This is a genomic window from Chitinophaga sp. (assembly GCF_039596455.1).
In the GTDB taxonomy this organism is placed as follows: domain Bacteria; phylum Bacteroidota; class Bacteroidia; order Chitinophagales; family Chitinophagaceae; genus Chitinophaga.
Genome location: NZ_JBCNJR010000006.1, coordinates 270,580 through 297,040, shown reverse-complemented (window position 1 = coordinate 297,040; position 26,461 = coordinate 270,580). Strand labels below are relative to the sequence as shown.

General features: G+C 55.3%; 22 protein-coding genes. 11 read left to right on the top strand and 11 right to left on the bottom strand.

What is annotated here, in order from left to right:
• Window positions 1–33 precede the first annotated feature (33 nt).
• The gene (fusA, locus tag ABDW36_RS19100; protein WP_343703530.1) at window positions 34–2,178 is read right to left on the bottom strand and encodes an elongation factor G; all 2,145 of its coding nucleotides are present in this window, start codon (window positions 2,176–2,178) and stop codon (window positions 34–36) included.
• A gap of 380 nt (window positions 2,179–2,558) precedes the next feature.
• Between fusA and ABDW36_RS19095 the strand changes: the two genes are divergently transcribed.
• The 7 genes from ABDW36_RS19095 to ABDW36_RS19065 all read left to right on the top strand — a co-directional run bounded on the left by ABDW36_RS19095 (window position 2,559) and on the right by ABDW36_RS19065 (window position 12,046).
• Window positions 2,559–4,976: a collagen-like protein gene (locus ABDW36_RS19095; RefSeq protein ID WP_343703529.1), complete on the top strand. Its 2,418-nt coding sequence runs from the start codon at window positions 2,559–2,561 to the stop codon at window positions 4,974–4,976.
• 8 nt (window positions 4,977–4,984) lie between these two features.
• Complete coding sequence (locus tag ABDW36_RS19090; RefSeq protein ID WP_343703528.1) at window positions 4,985–5,479, top strand: T9SS type A sorting domain-containing protein; 495 nt, start codon at window positions 4,985–4,987, stop codon at window positions 5,477–5,479.
• 19 nt (window positions 5,480–5,498) lie between these two features.
• Window positions 5,499–6,656: a type IX secretion system outer membrane channel protein PorV gene (gene porV, locus ABDW36_RS19085; protein ID WP_343703527.1), complete on the top strand. Its 1,158-nt coding sequence runs from the start codon at window positions 5,499–5,501 to the stop codon at window positions 6,654–6,656.
• A 388-nt stretch (window positions 6,657–7,044) separates the two neighbouring features.
• Entirely contained in the window at window positions 7,045–7,551 is a 507-nt protein-coding gene (locus tag ABDW36_RS19080) for a T9SS type A sorting domain-containing protein (RefSeq protein WP_343703526.1), read from the top strand.
• Window positions 7,552–7,583: 32 nt separating this feature from the next.
• The gene (gene porV / locus ABDW36_RS19075; RefSeq protein ID WP_343703525.1) at window positions 7,584–8,741 is read left to right on the top strand and encodes a type IX secretion system outer membrane channel protein PorV; all 1,158 of its coding nucleotides are present in this window, start codon (window positions 7,584–7,586) and stop codon (window positions 8,739–8,741) included.
• Window positions 8,742–8,765: 24 nt separating this feature from the next.
• On the top strand, window positions 8,766–9,158 hold the full coding sequence (locus ABDW36_RS19070; RefSeq protein ID WP_343703524.1) for a hypothetical protein: 393 nt from the start codon (window positions 8,766–8,768) through the stop codon (window positions 9,156–9,158).
• Between the two features lie 11 nt (window positions 9,159–9,169).
• A complete protein-coding gene (locus ABDW36_RS19065; RefSeq protein WP_343703523.1) occupies window positions 9,170–12,046 on the top strand; it encodes a hypothetical protein in 2,877 nt (958 codons plus the stop codon).
• Between the two features lie 272 nt (window positions 12,047–12,318).
• Here the strand turns inward: ABDW36_RS19065 and rpsG are convergent, their stop codons facing one another.
• The 4 genes from rpsG to ABDW36_RS19045 form a co-directional block, all read right to left on the bottom strand.
• The gene (gene rpsG / locus ABDW36_RS19060) at window positions 12,319–12,786 is read right to left on the bottom strand and encodes a 30S ribosomal protein S7 (RefSeq protein WP_343703522.1); all 468 of its coding nucleotides are present in this window, start codon (window positions 12,784–12,786) and stop codon (window positions 12,319–12,321) included.
• A gap of 33 nt (window positions 12,787–12,819) precedes the next feature.
• Window positions 12,820–13,200 carry a 30S ribosomal protein S12 gene (gene rpsL, locus ABDW36_RS19055; RefSeq protein WP_026751391.1) on the bottom strand — a complete coding sequence of 127 codons (381 nt, stop codon included), beginning with the start codon at window positions 13,198–13,200 and terminating at the stop codon, window positions 12,820–12,822.
• 136 nt (window positions 13,201–13,336) lie between these two features.
• Entirely contained in the window at window positions 13,337–13,636 is a 300-nt protein-coding gene (locus ABDW36_RS19050; protein ID WP_343703521.1) for a hypothetical protein, read from the bottom strand.
• Between the two features lie 546 nt (window positions 13,637–14,182).
• Window positions 14,183–15,289, bottom strand: a complete 1,107-nt coding sequence (locus tag ABDW36_RS19045; RefSeq protein WP_343703520.1) for a branched-chain amino acid aminotransferase — start codon at window positions 15,287–15,289, stop codon at window positions 14,183–14,185.
• Window positions 15,290–15,414: 125 nt separating this feature from the next.
• Here ABDW36_RS19045 and ABDW36_RS19040 point away from each other — a divergent pair, with 125 nt between their 5' ends.
• From ABDW36_RS19040 to ABDW36_RS19025, 4 genes are read left to right on the top strand one after another with little or no spacing between them, the layout of a single operon-like run.
• Window positions 15,415–15,912 carry a hypothetical protein gene (locus ABDW36_RS19040; protein WP_343703519.1) on the top strand — a complete coding sequence of 166 codons (498 nt, stop codon included), beginning with the start codon at window positions 15,415–15,417 and terminating at the stop codon, window positions 15,910–15,912.
• A gap of 17 nt (window positions 15,913–15,929) precedes the next feature.
• Window positions 15,930–16,523, top strand: a complete 594-nt coding sequence (gene rdgB / locus ABDW36_RS19035) for an RdgB/HAM1 family non-canonical purine NTP pyrophosphatase (RefSeq protein ID WP_343703518.1) — start codon at window positions 15,930–15,932, stop codon at window positions 16,521–16,523.
• Window positions 16,510–16,941 carry a thioesterase family protein gene (locus ABDW36_RS19030; RefSeq protein ID WP_343703517.1) on the top strand — a complete coding sequence of 144 codons (432 nt, stop codon included), beginning with the start codon at window positions 16,510–16,512 and terminating at the stop codon, window positions 16,939–16,941. The genes rdgB and ABDW36_RS19030 overlap by 14 nt, the downstream gene beginning before the upstream one ends.
• 1 nt (window position 16,942) lies before the next feature.
• Entirely contained in the window at window positions 16,943–17,515 is a 573-nt protein-coding gene (locus ABDW36_RS19025; RefSeq protein ID WP_343703516.1) for a nitroreductase, read from the top strand.
• 5 nt (window positions 17,516–17,520) lie between these two features.
• Here ABDW36_RS19025 and ABDW36_RS19020 read toward each other — a convergent pair whose 3' ends face one another.
• From ABDW36_RS19020 to ABDW36_RS18995, 6 genes are all read right to left on the bottom strand, one after another.
• A complete protein-coding gene (locus ABDW36_RS19020) occupies window positions 17,521–19,068 on the bottom strand; it encodes a glycerol-3-phosphate dehydrogenase/oxidase (RefSeq protein ID WP_343703515.1) in 1,548 nt (515 codons plus the stop codon).
• 190 nt (window positions 19,069–19,258) lie between these two features.
• The gene (glpK, locus tag ABDW36_RS19015; RefSeq protein WP_343703514.1) at window positions 19,259–20,755 is read right to left on the bottom strand and encodes a glycerol kinase GlpK; all 1,497 of its coding nucleotides are present in this window, start codon (window positions 20,753–20,755) and stop codon (window positions 19,259–19,261) included.
• A gap of 13 nt (window positions 20,756–20,768) precedes the next feature.
• Complete coding sequence (locus tag ABDW36_RS19010) at window positions 20,769–21,119, bottom strand: PadR family transcriptional regulator (RefSeq protein ID WP_343703513.1); 351 nt, start codon at window positions 21,117–21,119, stop codon at window positions 20,769–20,771.
• 55 nt (window positions 21,120–21,174) lie between these two features.
• Entirely contained in the window at window positions 21,175–22,593 is a 1,419-nt protein-coding gene (locus tag ABDW36_RS19005) for a glycoside hydrolase family 125 protein (protein WP_343703512.1), read from the bottom strand.
• 127 nt (window positions 22,594–22,720) lie between these two features.
• The gene (locus tag ABDW36_RS19000) at window positions 22,721–23,854 is read right to left on the bottom strand and encodes a sialidase family protein (RefSeq protein ID WP_343703511.1); all 1,134 of its coding nucleotides are present in this window, start codon (window positions 23,852–23,854) and stop codon (window positions 22,721–22,723) included.
• A gap of 35 nt (window positions 23,855–23,889) precedes the next feature.
• Window positions 23,890–26,454, bottom strand: coding sequence for a sodium/solute symporter (locus ABDW36_RS18995; RefSeq protein WP_343703510.1), 2,565 nt, complete (start codon window positions 26,452–26,454; stop codon window positions 23,890–23,892).
• Window positions 26,455–26,461: the final 7 nt, after the last annotated feature.

The window sequence follows — 26,461 nt, the reverse complement described above, 5'->3', positions numbered from 1 at the left end:
AGGGCCCTTTTATTTCTATCTATCAACTTGTGCTTAGGCGCTCACTTTACCTTTCACCTTGGCCACTACTTCTTCAGCAATGTTGTTGGGTGCAGGGTTGTAGTGAGAGAACTCCATGATGGAGGTAGCGCGGCCGGAAGACAGTGAACGCAGCTGCGTTACGTAACCGAACATTTCACTCAGGGGCACTTTGGCTTTGATCACCTGTGCACCGTTGCGGGATTCCATACCTTCCAGCATGCCGCGGCGGCGGTTCAGGTCACCGGTAACGTCACCCATGTACTGGTCAGGCGTGGTTACTTCCACTTTCATGATGGGTTCCAGCAGAACGGGTTTCGCTTTACGGCCGGCTTCACGGAAGGCAGACTTGGCGCAAAGCTCGAAAGACATAGCGTCAGAGTCAACCGCGTGGAAAGAACCGTCAAACAGGCGTACTTTCAGGCTCGTCATCGGGAAGTTGGCCAGCACACCATTGTTCATGGATTGCTCAAAGCCTTTCTGTACCGCGGGAATGAACTCCTTGGGAATAGAACCACCGAAGATGTCATTCACGAACTGGAAGAATTTGCCGTCGTTCTCTTTCAGCCATTCCGGATCAGCAGGGCCGATCTCCACCTGGATGTCTGCGAATTTACCGCGGCCACCGGTTTGTTTCTTGAACACTTCGCGGTGTTCCACTTTCTGCGTGAAAGCTTCTTTGTAAGCAACCTGGGGAGCACCCTGGTTTACTTCCACTTTAAACTCGCGGCGCATACGGTCAACAATGATCTCAAGGTGCAGCTCACCCATACCGCTCAATACGGTCTGGCCGGTTTCCTCGTCGGTTTTTGCCTTCAGGGTGGGGTCTTCTTCCACCAGCTTGGCAATGGCCATACCCATTTTATCTACGTCTGCCTGAGTTTTAGGCTCAATGGCAATGTGGATCACGGGATCAGGGAAGGTCATGGATTCCAGTACAATGGGATGATCTTCCGCGCAAAGGGTGTCACCGGTTTTGATATCTTTAAAACCAACAGCAGCACCAATGTCACCAGCTTCGATGAAATCGATGGGGTTCTGCTTGTTAGCGTGCATCTGCATGATACGGCTGATACGTTCGTTTTTGCCGGTACGGGTGTTCAGCACATAAGAACCTGCGTCCAGGTGGCCGGAGTAAGCCCGGAAGAATGCCAGACGGCCTACGAAGGGGTCTGTCATGATCTTGAACGCCAGCGCTGCAAAAGGTTCTTTTGCATCGGGTTTACGTTCAATTTCCTCACCGTTGTCAGGGTTGGTACCTTTTACCGCTTCAATGTCCATCGGAGAAGGCAGGTAACGGCAAACACCGTCCAGCATTTTCTGAACGCCTTTGTTTTTGAAGGAAGAACCGCACATCATGGGGATGATAGCCATGTCAATAGTGGCTTTGCGGATCGCTTCATGGATCTCGGCTTCAGAGATGGAGTTCGGGTCGTCGAAGAATTTCTCGAGCAGCTTGTCATCGTAGTCAGCTACTGCTTCCACGAGCTTGCCTCTCCATTCTTCGGCTTCGTCCTTCATGTCTGCGGGGATCTCGATCTCTTCGAAGGTGGCGCCTTTACCGGCTTCGTCCCAGATAATACCTTTCATGGTGATCAGGTCTACCACGCCTTTGAAGTTATCTTCAGCGCCGATGGGCAGTACCAGGGGAACGGGGTTGGCACCCAGCATTTCCCTTACCTGTTTAACCACGTTCAGGAAGTCGGCCCCGGAACGGTCCATTTTATTCACAAAACCGATACGGGGTACGCGGTATTTGTTAGCCTGGCGCCAAACGGTCTCAGATTGGGGCTCAACACCGGATACGGCGCAGAACAATGCAACCAGACCGTCCAGCACACGCAGGGAGCGCTCCACCTCTACGGTAAAGTCCACGTGGCCCGGAGTATCGATGATATTGAATTTATACTGTTTGGTATCAGGCGTACTTTTTCCCTGGTTGGTAGGGAAGTTCCAGAAACAGGTGGTAGCAGCAGATGTGATGGTAATACCTCTCTCCTGCTCCTGAGCCATCCAGTCCATGGTAGCTGCCCCTTCGTGAACCTCACCGATTTTGTGGGTCTTCCCTGTATAATACAGGATACGCTCTGTGGTAGTGGTTTTACCGGCATCGATGTGCGCCGCAATACCAAAGTTTCTTTGAAATCTTAAGTCTGCCATAAAAGTAAAATGACTATAAGTAATGCAATTTGGGGGGCAAAGGTAAACTATTTATCTTAATTAATAAAACCCGATTCTTTGTGAAAATGTTAATTCCGGCGCGGCGGGGATGTATTAACCAGAACGCCCTCTCCGTTAATCCATCTTTAACAAAAATTAACCCGTAAAAGCCGTAAAACGGTGTTTTTCTACTTTTATTCCGCAAATCATTTTATTTGAATGGAATCCCAAATCTAATGATCCACTGTTCTGTTGTTCCCCCGGGATAGCAACCAACGTTTTCATTTTTCAACTAATTGATAACCAATTTTAAACGAACGGCTTATACCTCGTAATGGCATTGTATTGCCCGTATTTGAAACAAACAAACCCCGCACATCATGAAAAAGATTTTTTACCTCATCCTGTTCTTTCTGACCGCAGCGCTGCCAGGGTTACACGCCCAGAACGGCCTCAGCGGCATCAACTACCAGGCCGTGGCCCGCAATGCCAGCGGCGCCGTACAGGCGGGCCAGTCCCTGACCGTACGCTTCTCCATACTGACCGGCGGCCCCAACGGCGCCGTACAGTACCAGGAAACGCACAACACCACTACCAGCAGCCAGGGGCTCTTCACCCTGCAGATAGGCCGCGGCACACCCGTAACCGGCACTTTTGCCGCCATACCCTGGGCCAGCGCCAACCAGTTTTTGCAGGTGGAAGCAGACGCCGGGCAAGGTTACACCCTGCTGGGCACCAGCCAGTTCATGAGCGTTCCGTTTGCGCAGTTTGCCGCTAACGGGCCGCAGGGCGCACAAGGCCCGGTTGGCCCCGCAGGGCCGCAGGGACCAGCCGGTGCGCAGGGTGCGCAAGGTGTTCCGGGGCCAGCAGGGCCGGCCGGCGCAACGGGTGCAACCGGACCGGCAGGGCCGCAGGGGCCGGAAGGAGCCACGGGGCCTCAGGGACCAGCCGGTCCGGCAGGACCAGCAGGCCCCGCCGGGCCTCAGGGCCCGGAAGGCACAGCCTTCAAAATTCCCTACACCGCTACGGTAGATGTTCCCGAAACAGTGTTCAGCATTACCAATAACGGCGCCGGCACCCCGCTGGAAGGTGTCAACAACGGCGTACAGGCAGATGCCGTTGCCGTGAAAGGCGTGATAGCCGGCAATGCCCCGGCCGGCAATGCGGTGGCGGTAAGAGGCATCAACAACGGCACCGGCACCCAGGGCGTTGGCGTGCACGGCTCTCACGGAGGTTCTGGCGTAGGCGTGCTGGGTTCAGCGCCAACAGGCATAGCCGTGCATGGCAACAGCAGCGAAGGCACCGCGATACAGGGCAATGCGGGTACAGGCACCGCCATATCAGGCTCCAGCATCTCCGGCACAGCCGGCAAGTTCCAGGTGATCAGTACGGAAAGCACCAACCCTGTTGTACAAGCCACCACCGCGGCCAAAGCGCCTGCCGTTGCCGCCTTCACCAACTCGCAAAAAACGGGCGCCATGGCCATCCACGGGCAGGTAACCACCCAGGGTACCGGCGCCTCCTCCATTGCCATACTGGGTGAAAACCTGGGCGGCAACTCCGCCGGCCATGCGGTACGCGGCTATACGGAAGGAAGCGGCTGGGGCGTATCTGGCCACTCTACCCAGGGTATTGGCGTAGAAGGCAGCTCCATCCAGGGCAACGGCGTCCGCGCTAAGAGCGAAGCCAGCAACGGCCTGTATGCATCTTCCGTAAACAGCACCGGCATATACAGCTCCAGCGAGAACGGGAGGGGCGGCCACATCCAGATATCCAATGTAGCCAATTCGCAGGAGGCGCTCCGGGTAGACCATAAAGGAACGGGTAACGCCATCGCCGCCTATGCCAATGCATCAGCAGCCGGCTATTTCAGGGCAGAAAATAACCCTGCAGGTAAAGGTGCCCTTGAGGCTTACAGCTACGGGCAGGGCCCGGCCATACGCGCTCAGGCAGAAGATGCGCCCGGCCTCTATGCCATTAACCATGGCAGCGGCCCGGCTATCAACGTGTTGAGCGACGGCACCGGTACGGGCATAGATGTGAATGTACCAGGCGCCCAGGTAGGCGTCAGAAGTTTTGCTACCGGGGCGGGTACCAGCATCTGGGCTTCCGCCTCAAACGACCAGAGCGGCGCGGCCAGGGCGCTGCTCGCCACGGTAGGCGCCAACGGCGGCACGGGCGTGGCCGGCATGTTCAATAACACCAATGCGGCCAATGACAAATCCACCGTAATGATCTCCAACGCCGGCACCCAAACCGCGCTTGAAATCAATCACACCGGCGCTACCGGTAACCTGGTGGTGCTCAAGAACCAGGGCGGCAACGTGGCCCGCATCAACAAGTCTGGCAGGGGATTCTTTAACGGCGATATACAGGCCAGCGGCGCGGACGTAGCAGAAGCCTTCGATGTAACCGGCAGCAAAAACAGTTATGAGCCCGGTGACGTAATGGTGATCTCCACCAGCGCAGACCGTACCATGGAAAAAAGCAGCGGCCCCTACTCTACCCTGGTTGCGGGCGTATATGCTACCAAACCCGGCCTGCTGCTGACCGGCGGGGATGCCATGCAGGAAATCACCGACAAGATACCCCTGGGCGTAGTAGGCGTAATACCCACCAAAGTTTGTGATGAAGGCGGCCCCATCAAACGCGGAGACCTGCTGGTATCTTCCAGCCAGCCCGGCACGGCTATGAAAGCAGACCCCGCCAAGGTGCAGCCCGGCCAGGTGATTGGCAAGGCATTGCAGGAGCACGCGGCAGGTAATGGAAAGATCAATGTACTGGTAAACGTAAAATAAGCGGCCTCATGAAAAAAATATTCATCCTGCTGATACTGTTGACGGCGGCCATGCATGCGGCAGACGCCCAGCTGGTGCTGGTACGCGAAGTAGCGGCCAGCGCCGGCAGCAGCGGAAATGCAGGCTCCCTCATTATTGATTTCACAGTAGGGGAACCGGTGGTGGAAAGTCTTGCATCCGGCGGCCTGCTGCTTACGCAGGGCTTTCAGCAGCCGGAAATTGTACCGGCGCTGCCGCCGGGAAGCGAGCCGCTTTTCGACTTCCTGCTTTTCCCCAACCCCGCCGTCACCACCGTAAAAGTGGGCTTCAACCTGGTAACAGATGCTACCGTGACGCTGCTGATCGTAAACACCACGGGCCAGCTGATGTACCAGAGCGTGCAGCATTACGGCGCAGGCAAAATACTCATCCCCACCCCTGTAGACCGGCTGGCGGCAGGCATTTACACGGTAGTAGTGAAAGTGCAGGGACAGGTCTACACAGAGAAACTCATTGTGCAATAACCTTCAAAAACAAACTATCATGCAAGCCAGGCACCTGTTTGCGATACTTTGCTGCCTGCTGGCGGCAAATGCTTTGTACGGGCAGAAAACACAGCAAAAGCCCGTCAATATAGGCGGCGCGTTCCTGCTCGTTAACCCCGACGCCAAAAGCAGCGGCACGGGAGACGCCGTTACCGGCCTGGAGCCGGACGCCAATGCCATTTTTGCCAACGCGGCCAAACTTCCCTTTGCGGGGGAATGGGGCGTAAGCGCTTCCTATTCCCCGCTCATGTGGGACCTCAACGATCATAAAACGAACACGGCATACGTATCTGCCTTCAAAACCTGGAACGGCCGGGAGAGCGCAGGCATGTCCGTTAAATACTTCAATTACGGTGAGCTTACTTTCCGGGACGATAACGGCATGGCGCTCCACAATTACACCCCGCGTGAATTTGCCATTGATGCGGCATATGCCAGAAAACTGAGCGATAAGTTTGCTCTCTCCGTAACGCTCCGCTACATCCGCAGCGAGCTCGGCAACGGCACTTACAACGGGCAGGTGCAAAAACCGGCCTCCGCCGTAGCGGGAGATGTAGGAATTTATTACCAGGGCTATGCAGACAACCTGGACTACGGCAACCGCTACTGCTGGGGCATCAGCTTCACCAACCTGGGCTCAAAACTGAAGTATTCAGACGATGCCACCCGCAAGTCTTTTCTGCCCATGAACCTGCGCATTGGCGGCGGATATTCTTTTGTGCATACGGAAGACCACCAGTTTACCGTGGCGGCAGACGTGAACAAACTGCTGGTACCTACGCCGCCCGTTTATAAAACGGACGGCCTTGGCAACCCCACCGACGAGATAGAAAAAGGTAAAGACCCTGACCGCGGTATTGTGAGCGCCATCTTCAATTCCTTTGCCGATGCGCCGGGCGGGTTCAATGAAGAGCTGCGCGAGTTTTCCGTTGCCCCCGGTATTGAATATACGTACCGGCACAAGTTCTTTGTGCGCGCGGGATATTTTTATGAGCACCCGCATAAAGGTTACCGCCAGCATTTTACCATGGGCGCCGGCGTTAACTTTTCAGGCATTTCCATAGACGTGGCTTACCTGTCTCCAACCGGCAGCAGCCTCCTTCAGCGCAAGAGCATGGTATTCACCATCATGTACACCCCGTTCAGATATCTTTGATCGTACCAGCGGCCGGCGTATATACACCGGCCGCTGTTTGTCATCCCGGAAAACGCCTCCATCTGCTTTCCAAAATCAACCACTCATCATCCTAAACCGGCCAAAAATGAAACGGCGGCGCTCACGCCTTGACACGGATCATTTTTTACCTACCTTTACGTTGTTCTCAGCCTGAAGAAACCCCACTAAGAAAAAAAACAAAGAGCGAATCATTTGCTCCGGGAGCCCCATAAACAAGACACTCCCCGGAGGCGGAAGCAGTATGTATAGTATGTAGTAACAGGCAGCAGTCGTCTAAAGCTCAATGCACGTGATACAGTGTGGTAAACCTGTACTCTCTCCTCTATTACGCAGTATTTCCAAATTCCATTACATAACCTCAAGTACTATGAAACATTTTTCTACCCGGTATCTGTTACTGGCAATTTTCCTGGCCATGGCATGGCTGCCCTCAAAGGCGCAGCTGACGCTGGTACGGGAAGTAGTGGCCGGCAGCGGCGGCAGTGGGGCCGCCGGCGGCATTACTATTGATTACACCATTGGAGAAGGCGTGGTGGAAACCTTCGGCGCGGGCGGCATACTGCTCACGCAGGGCTTCCATCAGCCGGAAGTGTTACCCCCGTTGGCCCCCGGCGCCCCAGCCGTGATGGACTTTATGTTATACCCCAACCCCGCGCTCACTACGGTGAAAATCAGCTTTAACCTGCTGACGGACGCATCAGTGGTTTTCCTGCTGGTGAATACCACCGGGCAGGTCATTTACCAGGACGTGCGTATGTACGGCCCCGGTAAAATTGTGATACCCACGCCGGTAGACAGGCTGGCGGCAGGCATCTACACTGTGGTGTTCAAGGTACAGGGCCAGGTATATACAGAAAAGCTCATTGTACAATAATCATCATTCGCAAAAGCCTGAAATGTTTTTTTATGAAGCAATTAAAAATGCTACTGGTGCTTTGTTGCGTGCTGGTTGTACATCCCCTGTTTGCACAGAAATCGCAACAACAGCCACTGAACATAGGCGGCGCCTTTTTGCTGGTAAACCCTGACGCCCGCAGCAGCGCCATGGGTGATGCCGTAACCGGTATTGAGCCGGATGCCAACGCCATGTTCGGCAACGCGGCCAAGCTTCCGTTTGCCGGCAGCTGGGGCGTAAGCGCCTCCTACTCTCCCTGGATGTGGGACCTCAATGACCATAAAACGCACATGGCCTATGTATCCGGTTTCAAAACCTTTGCTGAACAGCAAAGCGTGGGCGTGTCCGTGAAGTATTTCAATTACGGTGACGTGACGTTTCGTGACGAGAACGGCATGGAGCTGCAGCAGTACCGGCCGCGGGAGTTTGCCATAGACGCTGCTTATGCCCGCAAGCTGGGCAGCAAATATTCCCTGGCGGTAACGCTGAGGTATATACGGAGCGAGCTGGGCAGCGGCACCTACAACGGGCAGCTGCAAAAACCGGCCTCTGCCGTAGCGGGAGACGTAGGGCTGTATTACCAGAACTATGCGGACAACCTGGATTACGGGAACCGCTACGCCTGGGGCATCAGCTTTACCAACCTGGGCTCCCGGCTGAAGTATACAGACGATAATAACCGCAAGTCTTTTCTGCCCATGAACCTGCGCATTGGCGGCGGGTATTCTTTTGTGCACACGCAAGACCACCAGTTTACCGTAGCGCTTGACGTGAACAAGCTGCTGGTGCCTACCCCGCCCATTTACAAGCTGGACGGCAACGGCAACCCCACCGCTGAAATTGAGAAAGGGAAAGACCCCAACCGCGGTGTGGCGGAAGCCATCTTCAGCTCCTTCGGGGACGCGCCCGGCGGGTTTAACGAAGAACTGCGGGAATTTTCACTGGCGGCAGGGCTGGAGTATGATTACCAGCACAAGTTCTTTGTACGCACGGGGTATTTTTACGAACACCCCAATAAAGGCAACCGGCAACATTTTACGGCCGGCGTTGGCGTCAATATTTCCGGCGTGCAGATAGACATGGCTTACCTCATGCCCACCGGCACCAGCCTGATACAACGCAGAAGCCTGTTGTTCACCCTGATGTATAATATTTCACCACAGAAATAAATCCTCACCTTAAACCTCCTGAACATGAAAGCTATATTTCTTTTCACCTGCCTGCTGTTGTTTTCCGCAGGCGCCCTGATGGCCCAGAGCCAATCCCCGAAAGCAGCGCAGTCTACCAAATACCGCCTCTTCCCGGATTATGATGCAGACATAGCGAAGCTGAAAGCAGACGCCGCGCTGAATGTTGATGACAAACGCAAGACCACGCGCAATGTACGCGAGCTGATCTTTACGAACTACAAGCCCCAACAGGCCGCAGTAAAGCCTGCACTGCAGGAAACCGCCCGCAAGGCGGCCAACGCAAAGCTGCCGTCTGAGGCCACTGCGGCAGAGCTGGCCAAAGAGAAAGAAGCAGCCGCCCAACCTGTAAAAGTCACTCCGATCCCTTCACAAGAAAGCCAGGCGCCTAAACAATAAAAGCATCCGCTATGAAAAAGATATGTAACCTCATTATTTTCTTCCTGCTTGCATATTTGCCGCAAGCGCTGGCCCAGAGCGGCCTGACCGGCACCAACTACCAGGCCGTGGTGCGTAACAGCAACGGCACCATTTTATCTAACGCATCCGTTACCGTGCGGTTCTCTGTGCTGGGTGGCGCGGCAGACGGCCCGGTGCAATACCAGGAAACACATACCACCAATACCAATCAACTGGGGCTTTTCAGCTTGCAGATAGGGCGCGGCACACCGGTTACCGGTACTTTCTCCACCGTTCCCTGGGCAGACGCCAACCAGTACATACGTGTGGAAGTGGACGCGGGCAGCGGGTTCAATGTACTGGGTACCAGCCAGCTGATGGCCGTGCCTTACGCCCTCTTTGCCGTTAACGGCGGTACGCCTGGCCCTGCTGGCCCTCCGGGGGCTGAAGGCCCTGCGGGGCCCGCTGGTCCCGCCGGTCCTGTGGGCGCACCTGGTGTACCGGGCCCCGTGGGGCCTGCTGGCCCTGCCGGTCCTGCTGGTCCCGCTGGTCCCGCCGGTCCTGTTGGTGGCGTTGGTCCCGCGGGCCCTGCCGGCCCTGCTGGCCCCGCTGGTCCCGCCGGTTCTATTGAAAGCGCACCGGCCGGTGGAGACCTGACCGGCAGCTACCCTGACCCTGTAGTGGCAAAGATCCAGACGCGGCCGGTTGCCGCAGCAGTGCCTGCGGCCAATGACGTATTGAAATTCAACGGCGTGGAATGGGCGCCAGGCTCTGTAGTGGGCGCCTTTACGCTACCTTACAATGCCGTTGAAAACAACGCGGCAACGCTGTTCTCCATCACTAATAACGGAGACGGCACTTCCCTGGAAGGTGTGAACAACACTACTTCCAGCAACGTTGCGTCCATCCGCGGCATTGTGTCTAGCGCCTCTCCCGGCGGTTTCTCCGCCGGCGTGCGCGGTATCAACAACGGCACCGGCGGCCTTGGTGTTGGCGTATACGGCTCGCAGAACGGCAGCGGCTGGGGCGTTTACGGTGTTACCCCCAACGGGCTAGGCGTTTACGGCAATGCCAGCGCCAACGGTATAGGTGTTTATGCCAACGCCAATACGGGTACAGGCCTTAATGCAACCAGCAATAACGGCATTCCCGCCAACTTCAGCATTTATAACAATGCCAACAACAACAACGTATTGGTTGCCAACTCTGTGGGCAACGGTACGGTGGTAAATGTTACCACCACCGGTAACGGCGCCGGTGTGCGCAGCTCCGCTGTTGCAGGCTTCGGCGTACATGGCATTACCACCGCACTTACTTCTGCCGGCGTGGTGGGTGATAATAACGGCGGTGGTGAAGCCGTGGTAGGCCGCACCACCAGCGACATTGCCGGCGCCGTGGTAGGCCGCAACGATGGCGGCGGCTACGGCGTGCGCGGGTTTATAGCCACCAGCACCGCCGGTACAGCCATTGGCGTGCTCGGACAAGTGGGCCTCAATAACAGCACCGGCAGAGCGGGGCGCTTTGAGAACTTTAACACTACCAATACCACCGGTAATACGCTGGAAGCGGAAACCAACAGCAATGGCAATATCCCGGATAATACCCAGGGCAATGCCGCCTCCTTCCTGGTGAACAATACCAACAGCGTGGCAGCAGGTGTGCGTTCCGAAGTAAAGACCATTTTCGGCAACTTCGGCGCGGCGGGCGTATTCGGTGTCTCTTCCGGCACGGGCGGCTTTGCGGGCCTCTTCCATTCCTCCAACGTTAGCGGCAACGGCCCAACGCTGGTAGCCATCCAGGACGGGAACGGCAATGCCATTACGGCCAATGCCTCAAAAGACGGCAATGCCGTAGAAGCTAACATTGACGGGGGCGGCAATGCCCTGTATGCATGGGTGCCCTCCTTTGCCACCGGCCGCGCCGGGCGCTTCAACATCTTCAATGAAAACAACGCCAGTGATGTGATCACTGTTACCACAATCGGGAACGGCATAGCCGGCAACTTCAAGGTAGACAAAATAACCGGCACCAAACCGGCGGTACGCGGAGAGGTGAACTCTCAGTTCGCCAACTTCGGTACGGCGGGTATTTACGGCATATCTTCCGGTACCGGCGGCTACGCCGGCCTCTTCCATGCATCTAACCCGGCCGGTAACGGCCCGGCCCTGATTGCCATTGCGGACGGCAACGGCAACGGTATCACCGCCAATGCATCTAACGCGGGAGACGGGGTGGAAACCACGGCAGACGGCACCGGCAACGCCCTTTACGCCTGGGTGCCCAACTTCGGCCAGGGCCGCGCAGCCAGAATGTCAAACTTCAACACCTCCAATACCAACCCGGTGCTCACCGTAGAACAGCACAGCAACGGGTCTATAGCCCTGTTCAAAAGCGGTAACCCCGGTACCGTGAATGTGGCCAGGATCAACTCCGCCGGCCGCGGTTTCTTCAACGGCGGCACGCAGAACAGCGGGGCAGACGTAGCGGAAGCTTTCGATGTAACCGGCGCGCTCTCCGCCTATGAGCCCGGAGATGTGATGGTGATCTCTACCAGCCAGGACCGTACCATGGAAAAATCATCTGCTCCCTACTCCAGCCTGGTAGCCGGCGTATATGCCACCAAACCGGGCGTATTGCTCACGGAGCAGGAAGGCGTGGAAGATATTACAGACCAGGTACCCATGGGGGTGATAGGCGTTATTCCGACCAAGGTATGTGACGAAGGCGGCGCCATCAAACGCGGGGACCTGCTGGTAACCTCCAGCAAGGCCGGTTATGCCATGAAAGCAGACCCTGAGAAGGTGAAGCCGGGCCAGGTGATCGGCAAGGCGCTGCAGGAGCTGGCGGCGGGAGAAGGGAAGATCAAGGTACTTGTAAACGTAAAATAACAGCCCGGAAGCCAGGTTTAAACGCTTTAGAGGTTTATGTCTGGTTTTTGTGGCGAAGGGCCGGCCCGCGGGGGCCGGTTTTTTTTTCATTTCTGCCGGAGGCGGCTGATGGCCGGGAAAGGCTCATCCCAGGGAGAACGAAGGGTTGGTGCGGGAAAAACTTTTTCCGCCAGGGTGAGCTGAACACCGGGCCGGGGTATACAAAAAAAGAACACCTCCCGAATCCGGGAGGTGTTCCTGCGTTATATTCATTCCGCCGGAGGCGGGGATGTTTACACTTTGAAGTGAGAGAAAGCCTTGTTGGCTTCAGCCATACGGTGGGTATCTTCTTTTTTCTTGAAAGCGGCACCTTCACCTTTGCTGGCGGCAACGATCTCGTTAGCCAGCTTTTCTGCCATGCTCTTACCGTTCCTTTCACCAGCGTAACGAACCAGCCATTTGATGCTCAGGGACACTTTCCTGTCTGCACGCACCTCGGAAGGGATCTGGAAGGTAGCGCCACCAATACGGCGGCTGCGTACTTCTACAGCAGGCGTTACGTTAGACAATGCTTTTTTCCAGATCTCGTAACCATTTTCGTTGGTCATCTGGCTAACGCGGTCAATAGCGTCATAGAAAATTTTATAGGCAATGCTCTTTTTCCCTTGTTCCATGACGTTATTCACGAAACGGGTTACCAGTTTATCCTGGAACCTGGGATCGGGCGCCAGGGGTAATTTTTTTGCAGCTTGCTTTCTCATTTATTTGAAAAATTTCAACTATTTACTGAATGATTATTTTTTAGCCTTTTCCTTTTTGGTACCATACTTGGAACGGCTCTGCTTCCTGTCCTTCACACCAGCAGTATCCAGGGAACCACGTACAATGTGGTAACGAACACCCGGCAGATCTTTTACCCTGCCGCCGCGGATCAGAACGATGGAGTGCTCCTGCAGGTTGTGACCTTCACCCGGAATGTAGGCAATCACCTCTACTTTATTGGTCAGACGCACTTTAGCAACCTTACGCAATGCAGAGTTCGGCTTTTTAGGGGTGGTAGTGTACACACGGGTACATACGCCACGACGCTGAGGGCAGGCATCCAAAGCTCTTGACTTTGATTTGGCCCGGATAATTTCTCTTCCTTTTCTTACTAATTGTTGTATTGTAGGCATTCTTACCTATTTTATATTTTTCTGCTAGTTTACAATGACATCCAAATAGCCCATTATGAGAATTTGGGAGGGCAAAGGTATCACTTCCTATTTAGAATACAAAATTGTGATCGAATTAATTTTTCAAAAAGCCGCATTAACGGGCATTTTCCTCTAACAGCCCCTTCACCATCTGCTCCCACTCTGCCTCCAGGCCCACTGAAGGCATCCTTTTCCCTGCCCTGGCGTACCAGTAGCCGGCGTTGCCCAGGTCTCCCTCCTTGCGGTGCAGGTAGGCATGCACCCAGGAGCCGGCAGCGGAATGCACTTCCTGTGCAATATCATGGCTGCGCTCCCAGTCTCCCTTGCCGTCCCACCACATGGCTTCCAGCACCGGGCTCAGGCCGGGGGGAGGCGCCGGCTGCTGCAGGCTGTTTTTAAACTGATCGAAGGTCATGGGCGGCAAAGATAGTGAATATTGATAAAGTATCGGGTAAAAGACGAACCTACAACGAAGCTTCCCCCGGTGATGAACGGACCTTCAGCCGAAAGCTGTAGGTTCGTTGTAGGTTCGTTGTAGGTTCGTTGTAGGTTCGTCTTTTACCCGTTTGAGGCGGCAAATTCCTACCACCGGGGGCGTAAAACGGCAATTCCTCACGGGCTGCCGCTACGTTACTCCGTAGTTACTCCCACGTTACTCCATAGTAACCCCCACCTTACTCCCAGGATACTCCCAGGATAGTGCATAGGGAGTGTATGTTTTAGGCATAAACGCCGTTTTAGCGATTTTACAAGCAACACATATTCAATTACTTATACGCTATTTTGGCCGAAATGACCCTTATTTTCACGCACTAAGGCTTATAACTACCTGTAAATCAACAAAAAATTGTACCCTGCCTTTTCATGAAAGCATTGCCGGGTTGTTTTCAGGCACCGCATGGGTACCACGAACACAAAAAAAGCCCCCGGTTTCCCGGAGGCTTCCATATATAACTGCTGGTTATATCCTGTAATTCCAGCCCTTGTCATCCGGTACCTTGCCGGTGCGGATGGCATCCAGGCGGCTGATCACTTCGGCGCCCACCTCATATTTGGTAGTGTCCAGGGAGATCTTGTGGTCTTTATAGTCCAGCTGCTCCACATAGGCCACGCTGGCGGCGGTGCCGGTGCCGAACACTTCCCGCAGGGTGCCGTTCTGGTGGGCCGCCACCACTTCGTCTATAGACACGGGGCGCTCTTCCACCTCAAAACCCATTTCTTCCAGCACCGTCATTACGCTGGTGCGGGTTACCCCGGCCAGGATGGTGCCGTTGGTGAGGTCTGGCGTGAGGGCACGGTTGCCGATGATCACAAAAACGTTCATGGTACCGCATTCCTGCAGCCATTTGTGCTCCTGGCCGTCTACCCACAGTATCTGGTCGTACCCCTCCTTGCGCGCCTGCATGGTGGGGTACATGGCCCCGCCGTAGTTGCCGGCTGCCTTGGCGTACCCTACGCCGCCGGGGAAGGCCCTGATATATTTATCCTGCACCAGCAGGTGAATAGGTTTATTGAAGTACGGCCCGGAGGGGGAATTGATGATCACGAACTTGTAGGTATCTGAGGGGCGAACGCCAATGAACTCGTCTGCCGCGATCATGAAGGGCCGCAGGTAGAGGGAGCAGCCCTCATTGGAGGGCACCCACTGCCTGTCAAGGTCTATCAGCATGGCCATGCCGCCAATGAAGAGCCATTCCGGCACTTCGGGCATGCCCATTCTTTCCGCGCTTTTGTTGAAACGGTCATAATTGTCATAAGGGCGGAAGATCATGGGGTTGCCTTCCTGGTCGTTATACGCCTTGATGCCTTCAAAAATGGCCTGGCCATAATGCCAGGCGGCGTTGGAAGGGCTCACGCTCAGGTGCTGGAACGGGAGAATTTCGGCATTTTTCCATTCCTTGCCATCAAAATCAGCCACCAGCATGTGGTCTGCATATTTTTTTCCGAAAACCAGGTTGTTAAAATCCACTTCGGCCAGGCGGCTCTTAGCTGTTTTTGTCACCTTAATCTTCCGGGCTGCTTCTTCCATCAGGGGGGATGTAGCGCCGGTATACTCAACTGCCATCATGGTTAATCAATTTTATCTCAATATTTTTACACTTTCTAAAGCAGGCCATCGTTCCCCGAACGATTCGCAAATAAACGTTATTTCCCCAACATGGGGCAATCACATTAAACCTTAACAATATATTTATGAGCCTTGAGCAATTACAACTGGACCCCTACCTGCTGGCGCAAATGTACCACCAGCCTATCATCCCGGAGGCGGGAACGGCCGCTCCCGTTGCCCCCAAAGTATTGCCCAAACTCAAATATTTAGGCGAAAATCAAAAAAACATCCTGCTGCTCATACAAAATGAAAGCGAAGCCTATTTGAACGAGGAATTATTCAATCTCCTCACCAATATATTGAATGCATGCAAACTCGGCATGCAGGATGTTGCATTGCTCAATGTTGCAGCCACTCCCGGTTTAACGCTGCAGGACTATCATACGGCGCTGGGCTTCCGTCAATGCATCATTTTTGACATACCGCCCGCGGGACTGGGCCTCCCGGAGATGGCCCCCTACCTGCCGGAGAGCCACTTCGGCGCCATGGCGCTCTATTCCGGCAGCCTGCAACAGATTGCAACAGACAAGGCCCTGAAGGGGCGGCTGTGGCAGGGGCTCAAACAACTTTTCGGAATCTGATAACACCTTTATATTCAATGACCTTAGTGTTTGCTACCAACAACGAGAACAAAGTAAAGGAGATCCGCTCCATGCTGAACAACAGCTTTTCCATTATTACGATGAAGGAAGCGGGTATAGACATGGACATCCCCGAACCGCATGACACCCTGGAGGCCAACGCCAGGGAAAAGTCGGAAACCATTTACAGGCTCACCGGCCAGAACTCCTTTTCGGAAGATACCGGCCTGGAAATTGACGCCCTCAACGGAGCGCCCGGCGTACTCTCCGCCCGGTATGCCGGAGAGCAGAAGAACGCAGAAGACAATATGGACAAGGTATTGCAGGAGCTGGCCGGCCAAACCGCCCGCAGCGCCCGCTTCCGTACCGTCATCTCCCTCATCCTGAACGGGGTGGAGCACCAGTTTGAAGGCGTGGCGGAAGGTACTATTCTGCCAGCGCGGCAAGGGGGCAAGGGGTTCGGCTATGACCCTATTTTCCAGCCCGCAGGCAGCAGCAAGTCTTTTGCGGAAATGGACCTTGCGGAGAAAAACCAGTTCAGTCACCGCGGCAAGGCCTTCAAAAAACTGATCGCCTTCCTTCAGCAAACTTCCCCTGATGGCAAAAGTTAAAATAGAAATGCCCGCCCGCCTGCCCTTTTCCACCCAATTACCGGTGCGCATCGGTGACGTGAATTACGGCGGCCACGTGGGGAATGACGCCATCGTATCCATCTTGCACGAGTGCCGCCTGCAATACCTGGCCTCCCTGGGCTGCACGGAGCTTGACTTCTTCGGCACCGGCCTCATTATGGCAGACCTGGCGGTTGCCTACAAGGGAGAAGCCTTTTACGGGGATGTGCTGACCGTAGAAGTTGGCGCCGCCGAGCTCGGCAGCGTGGGCTTTGACCTTTTTTACCGCATCAGCACGGTACGCAATGAAAAAACCATATTGATCACCGAAGCCAAAACGGGCATGGTGTGCTTTGATTATAACAGCCGCAAGGTAGCCAGGCTGCCGGAGGCCTTTAAGGAAAAAAACAATGAATAGCATGGAGCAAATAGCAGCAGTGATCCGGCAGCGCCGGACGGTGAAACCCACCAGCATGAACGGGAAAAAGATAGCAGACGAAACGGTGCGGGAACTGCTGGAACTGGCGGACTGGGCGCCGACCCACGGGTTGACGGAGCCCTGGTATTTTGTGGTGTACAGCGGGGACAAGGTGCAGGAGTTTTGCCGGGAGCATGCGGAGATGTACAAAACCTATACTCCCGCCGCCGCTTATATACCGGGCAATTACGACAAGCTGGGCACCCAGGGCAACCTGGCCTCCCACGTGGTTGCCGTATGCATGAAAAGAGGCAGCAACCCCAAGATCCCTGAAATAGAAGAAATTGCCGCCACGGCCTGCGCCGTGGAGAACATCTGGCTGGCGGCCACCGCGCAGAACATTGCCATGTACTGGGGCTCCGGCGGTATGACGTACCACCCCGCCATGCAAGACTACCTGGGCCTGGGAGACGATGACAAGGTGATGGGCTTCCTCTACCTGGGGTATACAGAAGAGGCTCCACGGCCGGGACGGCGCGTGAAGCCTCTTGAAGAAAAAGTGAAGTGGATGTAGATTACTTACTGCAACTGGTACGTTCTGGCCAGCGCCTCAAAAGAGCGTACCTGTTGCTCTTTCCATGTCCCGTTCTTCCCGAGTTCGGCAGCCATGATCTCCGCTACCTGCGGGGCTATGCGCACCGCTTCTTCCGCATCCAGGAAAAGGGCCCTGGTACGGCGGGCCAGCACATCTTCTACGGTATGCGCCATTTCTTTCTGCACCGCCCAGGTTACCTGCGCCTTGATGATGCCCAGGCCGGCGCTGAGCACGGCTTCGCCGCCGGGTACGCTTTTCACCGCCGCGGCATCAGCCCCGTAATAATATAAAGGATCTTCCTCTCCCAGCTTCTGCGCGGAGCCGTGAATGGGCAGCTGGCGGGTAGCGGAGGCCACATGCGGCCATTGCTTCACTTTTTCCAGCCGGTCTACCACGTCTTCCCCCATTTTACGGTAGGTAGTCCATTTTCCGCCCAGTATGGTTACCAGGCCGGAGGCAGACACCATGATCTTGTGGTTGCGGGAAATTTCCTTGGTCTTTTCACTCTTTTCCGGTTTGGCCAGCGGGCGGAGACCCGCCCATACGCTTCTTACATCTGCACGGGTGGGCACTTTGGCCAGGTACTGGCCGGCCGTCTGAAGAATGAAGTTGATCTCTTTTTCCATGGCCACGGGGTCAAGGCTGATCTCGTTCACCGGGTTGTCCGTAGTGCCCACCACTACTTTGTTGTGCCAGGGTACGGCAAAGAGCACGCGGCCGTCGCTGGTTTTGGGGATCATCAGCGCGTTGCTGCCGGGAAGGAATTCCGGGTCAAGCACGAGGTGAACGCCCTGGCTGGCCACTATCTTGCGTTTGATGCCAGGGTCGTCCATTTCGAGGATATCGTCTACAAAAACGCCGGTGGCGTTAATGATGCCTTTGGTTTTGATGCGGTAAGGCTGGCCTGTTTCAGTGTCTTCTACCGTTACGTAAGACAATTCTCCATGGCCGTTTTTCTCCAGCCCCTTTACCCGCATATAGTTGAGGGCTACCCCGCCCTGCTCATAAATGGTCTGTACCAGGTTAATGGCCAGGCGGGCATCGTCAAACTGCCCGTCGTGGTAAAGAATACCCGCGGAAAGATGAGCAGGCTTCAGGCCCGGCAGCCTTTCCAGCGTTTCCCGCCGGGAAATGTGTACGGAACGGCCCAGGCTGAGACGGCCGGCCATCCAGTCATACAGCTTCAGGCCAATAGTATAATAAATGCCTTCCCACCAGCTATAGGCGGGGATGATAAAAGAAAGATTTTTGGCGAGGTGCTGCGCGTTCTTCAGCAACAGCCCTCTTTCTATGCTGGCCTCCCGCACCAGCGCCACGTCTCCCTGGGCAAGGTAACGAACGCCGCCGTGGAGGAGCTTGGTGGCTTTACTGGATGTGGATTTGGCAAAATCAGCCTGTTCAAGCAGCAGTGTTTTGTACCCCCTGGTGGTTGCTTCGAGCGCTGCGCCCAGCCCCGTAGCTCCGCCCCCTATCACCAGCACATCCCACTCTTCACCATTCCCGATGGCATTCAATTGTTCTAAACGGTTCATTGATCGATTGTTCAAGCATTATTATACAATATACATCGTAATCCGATACTGGCAAAATTAGACGATTTAAACGGCTCTTTCCAGACTTTTTGAACATATGCGCCAGGATCTTTCCATATAATTGATATTGAGGTGTTTATAAAAACAGGTTAACCCACCCCGTTTGTTTTGCTGCATAAAAGGTGCCGGATCAGAAATCCCAGTTCTTCACCCTGGCAATGGCCTTCTGCCATTTTTCCCGCAGCCGGGCCTGTCCCGGCGGGGGCGCTTCAGGAGAAAAAACGCGGGCAATGGTGTACTGGGCCTTGACTTCATCAAGCGTCCAGAAGCCGGTGGCCAGGCCGGCCAGGTAGGCTACCCCGGTAGCGCCGGCGGGCATTACCTGCGGCCGCATTACGGGGTACTGCAGAATATTGGTCTGCATTTGCATGAAAAAGTCGTACAGCGCGGAGGTACCGTCTACCCGCAGTTCGGTAATAGCGCGGCCGCTGTCTTTTTCCATGGCTTCCAGCGCGTCTGCAATACCCAGGGCCACCCCTTCCAGGGCGGCGCGGGCAATGTGGCCGGAGGAAGTGCCGCGGGTAATGCCGATGATCATGCCGCGGGCATACGGGTCCCAGTAGGGTGTTCCCAGGCCGGAGAGCGCGGGCACAAACAGTACGCCACCGTTATCAGGCTCCGTTTGCGCCAGCGCCTCAATTTCGGCGGTAGACTCAATGAGCCCCAGCCCGTCCCTGATCCACCGGAACACGGAGCTGCCGCCAAACACGCTGCCTTCCAGGGCGTAGGTAACCTGGTTGCCGATGCGCCAGGCAATGGTGGTGAGCAGGTGATGGTCAGACACGATGGGCGTGGAACCGGTGTTCATCAACGCAAAGCAGCCGCTGCCGTAAGTATTCTTTACCATGCCGGGCTCCAGGCACATCTGCCCGAAGAGGGCGGCCTGCTGGTCTCCCGCCATGCCGGCAATGGGAATTTCAGCGTCCAGTATACCGGGGGCGGTATGGGCCACCACTTCGCTGTTGGAGCATACTTCCGGTAATAATTTATGGGGAATATTGAACAACCGCAGCAGCTCCTCGTCCCAGTTCTGTTCATGAATGTTGAACAGCATGGTACGGGAGGCGTTGGTAATATCGGTAACGTGTTTTTTGCCGCCGGTGAGCTTCCACACCAGCCAGGCGTCTATGGTGCCGAAGGCCAGCTGGCCCTGTTCCGCGCGGATGCGGCCGTCCGGCACGTGGTCCAGTATCCAGGATATTTTGCTGGCGGAGAAATACGCGTCCAGGATGAGGCCTGTTTTCTGGCGGATCAGTTCCGAGAAACCCTGGTAGCGGAACTCGTCGCAGAGTTTGGACGTACGCCTGTCTTGCCAGGCAATGGCGTTGTACACGGGTTCGCCTTTCTGCCTGTCCCAGATCACGGTGGTTTCCCGCTGGGTAGCAATGCCGATGCCGGCAATTTCCTGCGCGCCAATGCCTGTGCTGGCCACCAGCTCTTCCATTACAGACAGCATGGTAAACCATATCTCGTTCGGGTCTACTTCTATCCAGCCGGGTTGCGGGTAATATTTTTCATATTCCTTCTGCAGCTGTTTCACCACCTGCCCCTGGCGGGAGAACAGCACGGCGCCGGCGGCGCTGGAGCCAAGGTCTAGAGACAGGATGTATTTCTTTTGGGCGTTCATTAGCGCAACAAGTTTAAACGTTCTTCAGATCGGTGATGGCCTGCATGAGCTCACCCAGGTACTGGTACATGGTTTCCAGGTAAGCATTGCCCTGTTCGGTCAGTTTGTAATATTTCCTGGGCACTCCCTCATCCATTTCCACCCAGCGGGAATCTACCAGCTTCTCTTTTTTGAGGCGGCTGAGCAGGGGGTAAATGGTGCCTTCCGCAATATCCATATCCGCCAGCTTCTTGATCTCGCTGATCAGCTCATATCCGTACCGCTCCTTCTTCTGCAGCAGGAGCATGATGATATATTCGAACAGTCCTTTTTTGATCTGGGATTGCCAGCGTGTAATGAAATAGGCGTTTTGCTTATTTTCCATAAGGGAATTAAGTGCATTAGGAGCTAAAAATAAGCAATTGCTTATTCTTTGGGTACTATTTCAGCAGGTGCGGCCTTTCCTTGTATACTTTCCAGACCAGTTCCCCAAAGATGGTATTGGCCCAGGCAAACCAGGCGCGGGTGAACTGCGCGGGATCGTCTTGCTGGAAAGACTCATGCATGAACCCTTTGCCGGCGTGGCATTTCTGCAGGGTTTGCAGGCACTGGCGTATTTCCGCATCGTTGTTGCTGGTGAGGCCCTGCATGACCAGGCTGATGGGCCAGATGCGGTGCAGGCCGGTATGCGGGCTGCCAATGCCTTTGCCGGCCTTGCCGGAGAAGAAGAAGGGATTTTCTGAAGAAAGAATAAGCTTGCGGGTGTTGGCATACACCGGGTCTGATGGCTTGATGGCGCCCAGGTACGGGAGAGACAGCAGGCTGGGTACATTGGCATCGTCCATCAGGTTGAAGCTGCCGAAGCCGTTCACTTCAAAGGCGTACACCTTGCCAAACTGCGGGTGGTTTACCACGGCATATTTTTGCAGCGCCTGCTCCACTTCCGCGGCCAGCGCGCGGCATTCTGCCGCCAAGGCAGCATCTTTATGCAGGGCCTGCAGCATTTCAGCCGCCTGGCGCAGGCTCACCACAGCAAAGAAGTTGGAGGGCACCAGGAAGCTGAAAATGGTAGCATCGTCACTGGGCCTGAAGGTAGAGCAGATAAGGCCTACCGGTTTTACCGGGTAGCCATAGCCGCTGAGCGGCACGCCGTCTGTAGCCCAGGAAGTTTTGCGCTGGAAGTGGTAAGGGCCGGGGCCGTTTTTCCGCTGCTGCTCTTTGAAGGTTTTTACCGTGAGCGCAATAGCAGACTTCCAGGTATCGTCAAAAGGCGCGGTATCTCCTGTTTTTTTCCAGTACAGGTATGCCAGGCGGATGGGGTAACAGAGCGAATCTATTTCCCATTTGCGCTCATGGATGCCGGGCTTCATGTCTGTCAGGTCAGACTTCCACTCGCCCTGTTTATTTTCATCTTTATAAAATGCATTGGCGTACGGGTCTTTCAGGATGCATTTCACCTGGTGGTTGATGACGCCGGCAATGAGGTGCTGCAGCTCTTTGTCTTCATGCACCAGCTGCAGGTAGGGAGACACCTGGGCGGTGCTGTCACGCAGCCACATGGCGTCTATATCTCCCGTGATCACGTACGTATCAGGGCGGCCGTTCTTCATTTCAAACTCCACCGTAGTATCCAGCGTATTGGGGAAGCAGTTCCCGAAGAGCCACGCCAGCTCTGCATTACCGCTTTTTGCCTTCACGGCCTCAATGGCCTTTTCTACCGCTTCGCTGCGGAACTTCCGCTGCGCTTCGGGGATACGCACTACAGGAAAATCCTGCCCGGCAGCCCAGGTAAGGGCGGGGCGGAAAAGAAATGCGGAAGACAGGATAGCAGATTGCTGGAGGAATTTTCTACGGCTCATATTTTCTTTCAATTAAAAAGGGAAAATAGGAACTTCTCCGCCAAATTATCCTGCTAAAATTTGCTAATTAAGAAAAATACCGGCCTATAGATATAGACCGGCGTGTATACAGTGAAACTTAAACAATTCATTTCTTCCACTTCACTTTCGTGAAGAGTATCTTTTTATACCTGTCTTTCTCGTACAACACCCCTATTTCGCGCTTGCCGGTTACCACCAGGTCTGAATAAGCAGCGTTACCGGGCTGGCCCGTCTGATCAATTTTGTAGCTTCTTTTCCAGGTGAGGCCATCGTTGGTGCTGATGCGCAGGGTCAGGTTATCCCTTTTGGAAGTATCTGCCGGATTGCTGAAAGCCACAATGGCTTTGCCCTTGTGTTTGCCAACGGTCAGCATGCTGCCCTGGCATACGGGGTCAGGCAGGTCCATATCGAAATAGGCCGTATCCCACGTGGCGCCGCCGTTGCCGCTGAGGGCTACAATGCGCGCCTTGATGTTGCCCTGCTGGTTGCGCACGTTCATCATCAGCCGGCCGCCGCTTATTTCTGTAGCGATGGCCTCATTGCTGCCGGGGATGTTCACGTCTTCGCTGATGTGGAAGGTTTTGCCGTGGTCATCCGTATAATAACCACCGGCGCGGTACTCCCGGTGTTTGGGCTGCGGATCTCCGGCGGAGTGGTTGGTGGCCACAAAAATGCGGCCTTTATGCGCGCCGGTTGTGAACTGCATGGCGTGGCCGGGTGTGTTGAAAAAGCAGCGCCAGTCTTCCGCAAAACCGAGTTGTTTGGGGCGGTGTACCTGCCGGGTGATGTTCACCGGTTCTGACCAGGTTTTGCCGCCGTCTATGGAAGTGACGTACATGGCTTCGCGGAGGCCGTTCCCTTTCCGCACTTCATTTTCATGGTTATTGCCGGCGCAATAAAAAAGGAAAATGCGGCCACCGGGATGGGCGGGGTCTGACATATCCAATACAGGCGCGGGGTTACCGGCCTGCAGGTCTTTATTTTGCGCCACCACCTGCAGCGGGCTCCAGGTGTTGCCCCTGTCTGTACTGCGTTTCATCACAATATCAATATCCCCGAAATCACTGGCGTTGCTCACCCTGCCTTCAACAAAGGCCAGCAGCTCGCCATTGGGCAAACTGATGATGGTGGGAATGCGGAAAGATTTATACCCTTCTGTTCCTGACTCAAAAACCGTTATCTGCGCCGCGGCAAAAAGCGCCGCCAGCAAACAGGCCGTTGTGGTGATCAATTTTTTCATTACGTCATAATTTTTTCTGATAAACATTCATCCGGCTACATCCCTTCAGCCGCCTGCGCTCCCGGCTTTTCCGGCATTACCAGGCTGAAGATATACCCCATCAGCACACAGCCCGCCACCGCAAACAAGGGGTACAGGAAAAAGCTGATGGCAGAAGACTGCTGGATAAAATAGAGGCCAATGCTGCTCAGTACAAAACCGGCAAACACACCGCGACTGTTAATTTTCGGGAAGAAGATGCCGGCGGCAAACATACCGGCCAGGCAACCGCCGAACAGCCCGATGATTTTCAGGTACTGGTCCCATATGGAAGCGTTCTGCAGGTACACCAGGTACATGGCAATGCCGCAGCCAATGATGCCGAGGAACACCGTCACTATTTTGGCAAACCGCAGGCTTTGCTGGTCTGTTGCCTGTTTGCGGAAGGTTTTATAGAAGTCTGTGGTCAGCACCGTAGCAATAGAGTTCATGCTGGAGCTGATGGTAGACATGGTAGCGGCAAACAGCCCTGCAATTACCAGCCCGCTTAAACCGGCAGGCAACTGCTGCGAAATGAACCAGGGGAACACATCGTCTGTACGGCCATGCGGGTTCAGGGAACCGGGGTGATGGCGGTAAAAGAACCACAGCGCCGTACCCACGCCGAAAAATATGAAGGTGGCGGGTATTACCATGAGGGCGTTGGTGTAGATGGAGCGGCGGGCTTCTTTTTCCGTAGGTGTGGTAAGATACCGTTGTACCACCACCTGGTCTGAGGTGTAGGTAACGAGGTTGGTGAGGAAAGCCCCCACTACAACCACCCACAGCACCGGCTCGGAGATGCTCCAGCCGAGGTTGGCCACCCGCAGCTTGTCATGCTGCCAGGCTTCGCTCATCATACCTCCCAGGCCGCCGTCTGTATTGGCCGCCATAAAAAAGAAACTTACCAGGGCGCCGCCCAGCAGTACAAATACCTGCATCACCTCTGTCCACACCACGGCCTCAATACCGCCCAACACGCTGTACGCGGTGGTAACCACCGTGGTGAGCAAAATGCAGGCAAAGATATTGGTACCCGTTACCGTGCTCAATACCAGGGCGGGCAGGTAAATCACCACGCCCAGGCGGCTGAGCTGGAACAGCACGAACGTAAGACTGCCCAGCAATTTCACCCGCGTGTTGAACCTGATCTGCAGGTATTCATAAACGCTGGTGAGCTTTAGCTTCCGGAAATAAGGCAGGTAGAACATGGTGACAATAGGCGCCACCACAATGATCATGAGATTGTTGAGAATGTACACCCAGTCTGTAGCATATGCTTTGGCCGGGATGGCAATGAAGGTGAGGGCGCTGAGCTTGGAGCCGAATATGCTGAGGCCCGCGGCCCACCAGGGTATTTTCTGGCCGCCCAGGAAGAAGTCGCTGGTGCTGTTGCCCATTTTCCTGGATACGGTTACGCTGATGGCAATTACCAGCAGGAAGTAGGCGCCTATCACCGCCCAGTCAAGTCCGCCGAAGCGGCCGCCGGGCTGCTGCGGAGCGGCCACCAGCACTTTTTTGCTTCTCACGGCAGGGCGCGCTTCGCCGCCGGGCAGCACCACGTTATTGTTCCATACCACCAGCGGGGTGGTAACGGGGGCGTACGTGCTGGCATGCGGGTTGAGTGCGGCATCGGGCAATGTATTGGAAGGCATGTTGCCGGTTACGGACCAGGCGTCTGTAAGCGTGTTGTAAGCCAGCACCTTGTTGCTGAAACCGGGGTGCGCGTCTTGCAGCTCCGCTGTTTTTATTGCATTCACCCCGTCATCCCCGCCAAAAAGCAGCAGGTGTGATTGGCCGGCAGGGTATGCCGGTGTGGGCGCGGCCGCTAATGCGTACGGCAGGTTGGCTATCTGCTTCCAGGCCCCGCCGGGCTGGTAAACCCAGGCATCCTGCAGGTATTTGCGCTGGCCCTGTTGCAGGTCTACACCGCCGAAGATGTACACTTTCCCGTCCATCACGCCGGCCATGGCCAGCATTCTGCCCGGGCCGGGCAAGTCAGGCAAGGCCTGCCAGCTGCTTCCACCCGGGTCAAGCACCCGGCTGTGGCGCGTGGCGCCGCCTGTGGGAGATGTTTGCCCGCCGGCAATATATACCCTGCCGTTCAGCAATACGCCGCAGGCATTGGCCAGCGGCTCCGGCAGCGCGGGATAATTTTCTGTTTCAATTTTACCGTTCACATATTTCAGCAGGAAAACATCGGTGTAATTCCCATCCGCATTGCCGCCGCCTACGCACAGCAAGCCGTTGGGCGTGGTGAGAGATACGCCGTAACCCATGGGCCGCGGCAGCTTGCCGGCCGCTTTCCATTGGCCGCCTTCATTTTCCAGCACCCACACGGTGTCATACCAGGTTTTGACACCACCGGCCCAGGGCCTGGTATTGTTGGGGAAATTGGCGCCACCGGCTACTATGAGCGCGCCGTTGCTTACGCCGGCGTAGCTGCCGGCCAGCCCGTCTGCCCCCGGCAGTGATGTGATCTCTTTCCAGTTAAAAAAAACTTCACCGGCGGCATGTTGCGCGCCGGCCTTCATGGCCGGCAAACACAGCAGGAGCACCAGCATTCTTCTCATTATTTGCATGCGGTGC

Coding starts and splice junctions, on each gene's coding strand:
- fusA (WP_343703530.1), bottom strand. CDS start 2,178: ATGGCAGACTTAAGATTTCAAAGAAACTTTGGTATTGCGGCGCACATC.
- ABDW36_RS19095 (WP_343703529.1), top strand. CDS start 2,559: ATGAAAAAGATTTTTTACCTCATCCTGTTCTTTCTGACCGCAGCGCTG.
- ABDW36_RS19090 (WP_343703528.1), top strand. CDS start 4,985: ATGAAAAAAATATTCATCCTGCTGATACTGTTGACGGCGGCCATGCAT.
- porV (WP_343703527.1), top strand. CDS start 5,499: ATGCAAGCCAGGCACCTGTTTGCGATACTTTGCTGCCTGCTGGCGGCA.
- ABDW36_RS19080 (WP_343703526.1), top strand. CDS start 7,045: ATGAAACATTTTTCTACCCGGTATCTGTTACTGGCAATTTTCCTGGCC.
- porV (WP_343703525.1), top strand. CDS start 7,584: ATGAAGCAATTAAAAATGCTACTGGTGCTTTGTTGCGTGCTGGTTGTA.
- ABDW36_RS19070 (WP_343703524.1), top strand. CDS start 8,766: ATGAAAGCTATATTTCTTTTCACCTGCCTGCTGTTGTTTTCCGCAGGC.
- ABDW36_RS19065 (WP_343703523.1), top strand. CDS start 9,170: ATGAAAAAGATATGTAACCTCATTATTTTCTTCCTGCTTGCATATTTG.
- rpsG (WP_343703522.1), bottom strand. CDS start 12,786: ATGAGAAAGCAAGCTGCAAAAAAATTACCCCTGGCGCCCGATCCCAGG.
- rpsL (WP_026751391.1), bottom strand. CDS start 13,200: ATGCCTACAATACAACAATTAGTAAGAAAAGGAAGAGAAATTATCCGG.
- ABDW36_RS19050 (WP_343703521.1), bottom strand. CDS start 13,636: ATGACCTTCGATCAGTTTAAAAACAGCCTGCAGCAGCCGGCGCCTCCC.
- ABDW36_RS19045 (WP_343703520.1), bottom strand. CDS start 15,289: ATGATGGCAGTTGAGTATACCGGCGCTACATCCCCCCTGATGGAAGAA.
- ABDW36_RS19040 (WP_343703519.1), top strand. CDS start 15,415: ATGAGCCTTGAGCAATTACAACTGGACCCCTACCTGCTGGCGCAAATG.
- rdgB (WP_343703518.1), top strand. CDS start 15,930: ATGACCTTAGTGTTTGCTACCAACAACGAGAACAAAGTAAAGGAGATC.
- ABDW36_RS19030 (WP_343703517.1), top strand. CDS start 16,510: ATGGCAAAAGTTAAAATAGAAATGCCCGCCCGCCTGCCCTTTTCCACC.
- ABDW36_RS19025 (WP_343703516.1), top strand. CDS start 16,943: ATGGAGCAAATAGCAGCAGTGATCCGGCAGCGCCGGACGGTGAAACCC.
- ABDW36_RS19020 (WP_343703515.1), bottom strand. CDS start 19,068: ATGAACCGTTTAGAACAATTGAATGCCATCGGGAATGGTGAAGAGTGG.
- glpK (WP_343703514.1), bottom strand. CDS start 20,755: ATGAACGCCCAAAAGAAATACATCCTGTCTCTAGACCTTGGCTCCAGC.
- ABDW36_RS19010 (WP_343703513.1), bottom strand. CDS start 21,119: ATGGAAAATAAGCAAAACGCCTATTTCATTACACGCTGGCAATCCCAG.
- ABDW36_RS19005 (WP_343703512.1), bottom strand. CDS start 22,593: ATGAGCCGTAGAAAATTCCTCCAGCAATCTGCTATCCTGTCTTCCGCA.
- ABDW36_RS19000 (WP_343703511.1), bottom strand. CDS start 23,854: ATGAAAAAATTGATCACCACAACGGCCTGTTTGCTGGCGGCGCTTTTT.
- ABDW36_RS18995 (WP_343703510.1), bottom strand. CDS start 26,454: ATGCAAATAATGAGAAGAATGCTGGTGCTCCTGCTGTGTTTGCCGGCC.